An 8,047-nucleotide genomic window follows, 5' to 3' on the forward strand; every position below is an offset into this window, starting at 1 on the left:
CATTGTCACCAAGAACAGTCAGAGCCCCAACGAGCTTCACTGCAACTCCATAATCTCCCATACCGATATTAAATTCGAGCTCGCCAGAAACGCCGACTCCTCGATCAGTAATAATTTCCGGTACACTCTCAGCAATCTCCATAGCATTCTCGATAACATCACGCGCCATCCAGAGTCTACCAACACCCGTGCCGCGCTCCCCACTCGGATCCGTCGCATTGAGCGGATTATTCGCCACAACAAGTCCGCCTGACGCCGGTTTTCTATCTCCTTCGCATTTCCTTGTTACGTTCCCGCACCTTAGCCGCCTCGCGAAGACGAAGGCCAGCAGATTTTCTCCGATATGGCCCCGATGCGGGTTTGCAGGATTGCACACACGGGCGCGGACGCGGCCCGGCCGGTGCCGACCTGGCGACGCCGGAGCCTGGCGCGACGGCCCAGCTCAGCGGCTAAGGAAGAAGGTGGTTTCGTGGGATCTCGGGCCCGCCAGGATCGCAGATGTCCTTTGAGGCCATGCCAGGCCAACAGCGCGGCGGGACGCCAAGAGACTTCAGGCGGGTCAAGGCCTGCCGGTCTGCCGGCAGCGCGAAGCGCCTGGTCTTGGATCGCGGCCGGGCCGGTGCGCTCAGCTTTCCGAAGGAGCCGGTTACGTCAGTCCGATCTGAAGCTCTCGGCCCAGGGCGCGAGCGGCACGGCCCAGCGTGGCCAGCTCGACGCGGTCATTGGCCGGATCCAGAAGCCGGTCCAGCTGGCTGCGGCTCGTATGCATGCGTCTGGCCATCTCCACCTTGGTGATGTGCTGGCGCTTCATCTCCTCGGCCAGCTGCCAGGCCACGACACGCTTGATCGCGGCCGCCTGAACGTCCTCGTAGATGTCCTCTTCACGCAGGAAGTCGTCGAAGCTCGATCCGATCGAAGCTTTTGCGTTGTTTTCGTCTGCCATCACACGATCTCCTTCATTCGCTTTGCGGCCTTGTCGATCTCGCTCTGCGGCGTCTTCTGGGTCTTCTTGATGAACCCGCTCAAGAGCACCATGCGGTCATCGACGATGCAGAAGATCACCCGTGCGATCCGCTTGCCGGGCAGCGAGGAACGCACCTCGCGCAACCCGTTATGTCCAAGCGGCCGACAGGTCGGCATGCCGATCGGCCAGCCATATTCCACCGTGGCGATGTCCACGCCGACGATCTTGCGGTCTTCGGCACTGAGATCTTCTTTCAGCCAGTCACGAACCGGCTCATGACCCGCCTTGGACCGGTAGAACACCGCCTGGATTTTCTTCGGTGCCGGGGTTTTCTTCTGCGAAGCGCTCAAGCGCTGTCCTTTCCATCACGGCGATATGTACGATACACGGTACATCCTATCAAGAGGTTTCCAAGCCCGGTTGATCGTCCAACACATCATCCCCCCTTGCGCTTGCCGAGCCGCGCGCCGGGATGCGTCGCCGCGTGGATCTCGGTCAGCTTGGAGATCGAGACCTGGGTGTAGATGGTGGTGGTCTCCAGGCTCTCATGGCCGAGCAAGGCCTGGATGAAGCGGATGTCCGCCCCGTTCTCCAGCATCTGCGTGGCCGCCGTGTGCCGGAAGAGATGACACGAACCGGTCTTGGGGATGCCCGAGCGTTCGATATGGCCGCGTACGCGCTCTGAGAGCCGCTTGGCGCCCATCTGGGTGCCCTTAAGGGTCAGGAAGAGCCAGCCCTCGTCCTGGCCACTCACGAGCCCTGGTCGCGCTTTATCGTGATATTGGTCCAGCCACGCCATCGACCGCTCGCCCATCGGCACGATGCGATCCTTCGCCCCCTTGCCCTGACGCACGGACAGAACGCCCCTCGCCCGGTCCACATCCCAGACCTTCAGATTGACGAGCTCGAGGCGGCGGATAGCGGTGGCATAGAGGACCTCGAGGATGGCGCGATCCCGCAGACCCACCACGCTCTCGATGTCCGGCTGGGCCAGAACCGCCTCAGCTTCCTCCGCCGTCATCACCGCTTTCGGCAGACGCCGCTCCGGACGCGGCAGCTCGATCTCGGCGGCCGGGTTGTACAAGATCCAGTTTTCACGGGCGAGATATTTGAAGAAGGCCCGAACCGGCACCAGACGCGCACCCTGGGTGCGGAAGGACAAGGGCGTGCCGTCCTTTTTGCGATGGTAGAAGAGATGGCGCTGATAGCGCTCGATGATCGGCCGTGTGATGTCCTTGGGTTTGTCGATGCCGCGTTCGATGGCCCAGAGCGCGAAGCGCTTGATGGCATGGGTGCGGTCGCGCAGCGTGTGCGGCGAGTAGCCCCGCATCGCCAGGTTATTGAGGAACCGATTGAGATGCGCCGCGAAGCCCTCCGGATCATTGGGATTGGGAAGGTCCGGCAGTTTGGGGCGGACCATCAGTTAAGCCCGGTATCCACAACACTACGACCGCCATTGAGGTACGACGATGGCGGTTTTGATACCCCCGGACGTGTCTCCGGCGGCGTTTCCGACTCGGCGGGCTGGGAAGCCCTGTCAGCGCTGGCGTTTTCGCCAGATGTTCCGGCCCGACCAGGGGCCGACTTGGGGCCGACTTCGCCCCGACTTACCCCCGCTAAGTCGGCTTTTAGGCCCGACCAGTCGCCATTTACCCCCGACTTCTTTTTGTCGTAGCCGCAGCCTATCGGATCGGTTCCGTCTGCGTTCCGCCGATCCTGGCGAAGGCCCTCCACATCGATGAGCCCCATGACGAAGGGATTCTCGTCATCGCCTTCACCGCCATAGGCCAGCTCGTAGACGTAAGTCCGGCCGCGCCCGCCCATGTGCGGGATGAGGTATTCGTATTCCTCCAGGCGTTTGAGGTGGATTTTCAGCTGGGTCAGCCCCCAGCCTGTCCAGGCCCGCACCTCGCGCCGGGTGAAGCGATAGTCGCCACGTGAGATCTTCTCGCCCTCACAACGGGTTTCGACCATCGCCCGGATGCTCTCCAGCAGGGCCCGCGTCTGCGGCGGCAGCTCGTCCAAGGTCCGGCCCAACACCTCATGCGCCAGGGCGTTCGCCGCCGCGATATCATCCAGCGTCGCTTCGATATACGCCACGGGGTTTCCATCCGGACTGGTCAGCGTGCGGATCTCGCGCTGATGCTGATGCAAGACGGCAATGGCCCGGATCAGCGCCAGATACTTGCCGTGATCGCGCCGGGTACGGGTCTTATCCGCCAGGAAGGTCAGGTGCTGGGCGAAGGGATTGACCACCGCGAGGGGTTTTAAGAGCCGCTGGGCATTCTGGTGCCGGGCCAGGATCGCATCCTTGGTCCGCTTGGCCATCAGCCCATCCAGCGTCTCCTCGAAGCGCTGACGATCATGGATCGCCGCCGTCTGGTCCCGCGTCTCGTTGACGGTGAGGACCAGGCAGCGGTTTTTCAGCTCCTCATCGAGATCGATAGCGGTGGTGGTCATCATCAAGGCCATCGGGCCTTCTATTCTGTAGTCCTGGGTGACCAGCTTGCCCGTCACCGGGTCTTTTCCCGTCGAGGCGATGGCCAGCGAGCCCTGGGACTGAAGGAGCTTCAGCGCATAGGCCGCATCCCGCGCGCCTTCCTCCTCCGCGATCGCCAGCACTTTGCGTTTCAGCGCCGTCTCGCCGAGATAGAAGAGCGCCTGGCCCGTCATGGCCGCGTAGGAGACCTGATCTTCCTCCGGCAGGAAGGCCAGGACCGCATCCATCAGCGCGGATTTTCCGGCGGCGGAGGTGGACTGGACCAGGACGGCCAGCGGCTTGTCGAGCTTGCGGCTGACGGCGGCCAGATACGCCACCAGCAGGTTGGAACGCTCGCCCACAACACCGCAGGCCGCGGCGTCCTGTGCGATACCGTCCAGGAGATCCGAGCGCTTCAGGAAGGCCAGCGCCTCGGCACGCTCGGATTCCGTCATCTCGTGGACGGGCTCGGCCGGAGCCAGCGCGTCCTTGATCTGCGCGTCCTGGAGATCCTCCAGCTTCAACAGCACGCGGGCCATATCAGCTTTGACGGTCTCTTTGGAGAGGCCCAGCTCGGCCGCCGCCTCACGCACATAGGCGGTGCGTTGGCGGGCGGCATAGAGGTCCAGCGTGTCGACGTGGAAGGAGGCCACACCGTTGATATTTCGGCTGACCAGGAGATTGATGCGCAAGGTCTCGTAGGACGTATTGCGCTCCAGCCCGCGCACCCGCCAGCGCCGATCTCCGAAGGCGAACGCCACCTCGTGCTCGGATATTTCCGCATCGATCTCGGCCGGACCAGCCGGAACCGGCGAGCATGGCGCTTCGGGCGCGTCCGGGATCTCGGGGCACGCCTCATCCGATACGGTCGCGCCTGCCGCCGCCGTTTCAGGCTCGGCAGCTAAGGAAGAAGGCTGTGTGTCCGGCGTTTTGTCCTTAGCCGCTCGGCGCGGCGGCGACGCCTCCACCGCCGCTTCCAGATCGACCTCCCGCCTGTCCGCTAAGCGCTCTGGTTTCAGGCCCTCTGGTTTGGGACCAGATGCGCACGGAACAGGAGAACGCCCGGCGGGCGGCTGTCCAGATCCCATCCACTCGGCCGACCGGATCAACGCCCCGAGACTCTGCGGCGCGGGCGTCACCTGAAGCGCGTAGGCATTCGCGTCCATGCCCTTGGGGAAGAGGATGCGGAAGCACTCCACACCGTCCGCCATCAACATCTTCGCGTGGTTTTCGGCGGCGGCATCGCCCGCCGCATCGCGGTCATAAGCGATCAGAACACGGCGGACATCATGACGCTGGAACGCCTCGCGGTGCGCGTCCGTGAAGCCGTTCACACCGTATGACGTGGTGACATTACGGTACCCGGCACACCAGAAGGTCATCGCATCGATGAGGCTTTCGCACAGGATCACCTCCTCGGTGTTGATCAGACCGGCCCGGTTCCACACCGCCCGATGCGGTCCGGGCAGATAGAGATGGGTCGGCGTGCCCTTGCGCAGATCGTCCCGGATTTTCCGGCCATACATCTGGCAGACCGTGCCGTGTTCGTCGGTGATGGGAACAACCAGCGAGCCCGTCAGGTGTTCGTGACCGCTCTTCCTGAGCACGCCGAGATTCTGCAACTGACCCCGGATCTCAGCCCCCGCCTGCCGGTTTTTCATCGGCAGGCGATAGCCCAGCGAGCGATTGGCATAACCCAGGCTGAACGTGTCGATCAGATCGGGATGGTTGAGCCCCCGCGAGGCCAGATAGTCCAGCGCCTCCGGTCTCTTTTTCAGCGTGGCGTGATAGAAGGCCGTGACGCGGGCGAGCATGGCGGTGTCGTCGGCGTCGGCCGCGAAGGGCTCCAGTTTCTGGGTGGTGGCGCGCTTGACCGGCGCGGTGTCCGCCGAGGGGGCATGGTCCTGGCGCAGCAGCTCGACGGCATGACGGAAGGACACGCCTTCGAGTTTCTGGACGAAGCCGATCACATCGCCGCCTTCACCGCACGCGCCCAGGCAGTTCCACAGATTCTTCTCCGGGCTGACCACGAAGGACGGGGTTTTGTCATCGTGGAAGGGGCAGCATCCCACCCGGTCCTTGCCCCGCGTTTCCAGCTTCACACCCGCCGCCTCGACGAGCCGGATCAGGCTCACCTCATCCTTCAGACGCGCGATCTCCGATTCGGATATTCGGGGCATAAGCGGCTCTCCAAGGCTGGAAGCGGGTTTGGCCTAGAATCTGTCAAGACCGTGATTTGGGCGTTTTGATAACTTCTTATATGTGTTATGGCAACAACCCAGTTTGCAGGAGGCCATTAGATGAACGGATCGATCTCAGCTCACTCGTGGTGTTCGATGACGTTTAACGAACGGCTCGTTGCCTTGCGCAAGAAGCGTGGCCTCACCCAGAAGGCCCTCGCCGAAGCGTGCGGCATGCACACAACCCAGGTTCAACGCTATGAGAGCGGCGAGACGCAGCCGACCCTGGAGGCGTTGCGCAAGCTCGCCCTGGGCCTGCACTGCTCGGCCGACCTCCTGGTGTTCGACAAGGATGAGCGCGGACCCGATGAGGATCTGCGCCTTCAGTTCGAAGCCGTCACGCAGTTCACCCCGGAAGAGAAGATGGTCGCCAAGGCTGTCATCGAGAGCCTCATTCTCAAGCACGACAGTTCGCGCTTCTCACGGGCCTCATAACGCCGCTTTTTCCTTCAGCGGCTCATCCCACCATCCGCCGCGCTGGCGTCACCGTCAGCGTGTTGGCGGAGCCGTTTTGCAGCTCTATTTGAAGATCAGATCTGGGGCGGTTTTCATATCAGGAACCCGGCTCGATCAGCGCGCCCAGACACCACCAGATCGGCATTTACGCCACACTGTGGCAGCAATGCGCAAAACACGCCCGGTACAGTTTGTACCGCCGCCGGTACAGCTTGTACCGGGAGCGCTTGTTTGCGGCACAGGGTGTACCACCCAAACAACCCATTGATATGGCTGCGCCATTCTCAGCGCCGGTACAGGGTGTACCACCCGCCGGTACAGAGTGTACCGGCCCAAAATCGCGCCACAACGCCATGCGCGACCAGAATAATGCATTTATATCAATGACATCCCCATCAACCGAAGGGCGATGGCACGTTGTGCATCCTGTGTGACAGAGAACCGCTTATGCGCAGGGTCCCGCAGACGGTGATTTTAGGAGCCCGAGAGCAACCCCGCGATTACGGGTTGGGCCCAATGGAGAACGGGACTGGCCGAACAAGTCCCCAAGAACCCGTACGGAAGCCTTACCCGTACAGCAGCGCAATGAACGCGACCGACAGAACGCCCCAGAGCACTGCCGTGAACGCAACCACTTCGACCGGTTTGAAGGCCTTCCTGAAGAAGGTGTACGCAACATGCACCGGCAGGAAAAACAGAACCGCCATGAGCGCTGTATTTCGCACGCCTTCCGAATGCATTTGGAAGCGCTCCCATTGCATCATTTCAGAGAAGGAAAGACCGGAATAAATTCCAGGGCGGATTAGCGCGAATATCAAAGCGCTCAGAATGAGGCTGACAAACATCGAGCATGCCAACACCCCAGCATGAGCGAGCACTGAAATGGCTATCTTCCGCAGCCCCATAACGACCTCCTTCTCCCTAGTTCCCAGATCGCTGGTGGTCGGGGTCGGTCTCCGGACCAGGAACATTCCTCGGCGTCATCGGATCGCTCTCGTGGCGCCAAATCGTCACTTCCTGGCCGTCACGGAAACCCCAATCGTTGTGCACGACTCGGTCGCTCTGAGTAGTACCGAACGGAGCGCCATAGATCGCTGCCGAAACAGTCCCATCACTACCATCTTCAAGAGGAACGTAGATCCCGACGTGATTTCCGTCGGACACAATGTCTCCCGCCATAGGCGTTTCATAAGCCTCGACTGGCCGATAGCCTTCGATAGCTGAAGACGGGTCTCCCCATTCCGACGCGACTGGGTAACGGTTCTCCCCGTTTACAGACTGGACGGGGTCTCCGCCCAAATCCAGCACATCGCCGACGAACACATTGCATTTCGGTGCAAGCCTACCACCAAGAAGCGAGCCTCGACGCCCCAGGACCATCGGATGAGTATCAATCGCCTCGTACGAATCCGAGCCTACTTGCTGACGAGCAAATGCAGCTGCTCGCTCACCATCTTCACCGGTGGGGTCCACCATGTTCAGCGGGTTGTTCCCGACATACGCATACAGGTTCATCTGGTCCGCATAACCAATCGGGTCGGTCTGCAGGAACCGCCCGATCTCCGGCCAGTAATAGCGGGCGCGGTAGTAGTAGAGCTCGCTCTCCGGATCGTAGCGGCGGCCGGTATAGCGGAAGGGGTTGCCGGTCTCATCGCCATCGGTCTCGACGCCATAGGGCGTGTAGACATAGCGATCCTGGCGCACGCCGGCCTGATCGGCCTGGGCGATGACCGAGCCGAGCCGGTTGGCGTGGTAGTAGTGCCGCGCCGTGGCGGCCCCGGTCGACGGATTGACCGTGATCATCGCCTCGCGCTGGTCAACGCCCGGACCGGGGATGTAGCGCTGGGTGTATTGACCGGCATTATTGAGCTCGCCGATCTCCATGCCGCCGGCATGGACATAATATGT

Annotated in this window: 7 protein-coding genes; 1 reads left to right on the forward strand and 6 read right to left on the reverse strand. The window is 62.0% G+C overall.

All coding sequences use genetic code 11. The annotated features are described in order from the left end of the window. Positions 1 to 646: 646 nt before the first annotated feature. The 4 genes from QZ266_RS12805 to QZ266_RS12820 all read right to left on the reverse strand — a co-directional run bounded on the left by QZ266_RS12805 (position 647) and on the right by QZ266_RS12820 (position 5,623). Complete coding sequence (locus QZ266_RS12805; RefSeq protein WP_295695767.1) at positions 647 to 943, reverse strand: hypothetical protein; 297 nt, start codon at positions 941 to 943, stop codon at positions 647 to 649. Further along, positions 943 to 1,314, reverse strand: a complete 372-nt coding sequence (locus tag QZ266_RS12810; protein WP_295695769.1) for a type II toxin-antitoxin system RelE/ParE family toxin — start codon at positions 1,312 to 1,314, stop codon at positions 943 to 945. Before QZ266_RS12810 ends, QZ266_RS12805 begins: the two co-directional genes overlap by 1 nt. 86 nt (positions 1,315 to 1,400) lie before the next feature. Continuing rightward, positions 1,401 to 2,384 (reverse strand): site-specific tyrosine recombinase XerC, encoded by a 984-nt coding sequence (xerC, locus tag QZ266_RS12815; protein ID WP_295695771.1) that lies wholly within the window; start codon positions 2,382 to 2,384, stop codon positions 1,401 to 1,403. Then, entirely contained in the window at positions 2,384 to 5,623 is a 3,240-nt protein-coding gene (locus QZ266_RS12820) for a CHC2 zinc finger domain-containing protein (protein WP_295695773.1), read from the reverse strand. The genes xerC and QZ266_RS12820 overlap by 1 nt, the downstream gene beginning before the upstream one ends. A 156-nt stretch (positions 5,624 to 5,779) precedes the next feature. Here QZ266_RS12820 and QZ266_RS12825 point away from each other — a divergent pair, with 156 nt between their 5' ends. After that, positions 5,780 to 6,118 (forward strand): helix-turn-helix domain-containing protein, encoded by a 339-nt coding sequence (locus tag QZ266_RS12825; protein ID WP_367178242.1) that lies wholly within the window; start codon positions 5,780 to 5,782, stop codon positions 6,116 to 6,118. A 587-nt stretch (positions 6,119 to 6,705) separates the two neighbouring features. Here the strand turns inward: QZ266_RS12825 and QZ266_RS12830 are convergent. After that, positions 6,706 to 7,044 (reverse strand): hypothetical protein, encoded by a 339-nt coding sequence (locus QZ266_RS12830; protein ID WP_295695777.1) that lies wholly within the window; start codon positions 7,042 to 7,044, stop codon positions 6,706 to 6,708. A 16-nt stretch (positions 7,045 to 7,060) separates the two neighbouring features. Next, the coding region (locus QZ266_RS12835) for an RHS repeat-associated core domain-containing protein (protein ID WP_295695779.1) at positions 7,061 to 8,047 on the reverse strand (987 nt) is incomplete at its 5' end.

This window comes from uncultured Maricaulis sp. (assembly GCF_905480005.1).
Taxonomy (GTDB): Bacteria; Pseudomonadota; Alphaproteobacteria; order Caulobacterales; family Maricaulaceae; genus Maricaulis.

What these genes read in the sequence shown, in the direction of transcription:
- QZ266_RS12805 (WP_295695767.1), bottom strand. Translation starts at nt 943, where the DNA reads ATGGCAGACGAAAACAACGCAAAAGCTTCGATCGGATCGAGCTTCGAC.
- xerC (WP_295695771.1), bottom strand. Translation starts at nt 2,384, where the DNA reads ATGGTCCGCCCCAAACTGCCGGACCTTCCCAATCCCAATGATCCGGAG.
- QZ266_RS12820 (WP_295695773.1), bottom strand. Translation starts at nt 5,623, where the DNA reads ATGCCCCGAATATCCGAATCGGAGATCGCGCGTCTGAAGGATGAGGTG.
- QZ266_RS12825 (WP_367178242.1), top strand. Translation starts at nt 5,780, where the DNA reads ATGACGTTTAACGAACGGCTCGTTGCCTTGCGCAAGAAGCGTGGCCTC.
- QZ266_RS12830 (WP_295695777.1), bottom strand. Translation starts at nt 7,044, where the DNA reads ATGGGGCTGCGGAAGATAGCCATTTCAGTGCTCGCTCATGCTGGGGTG.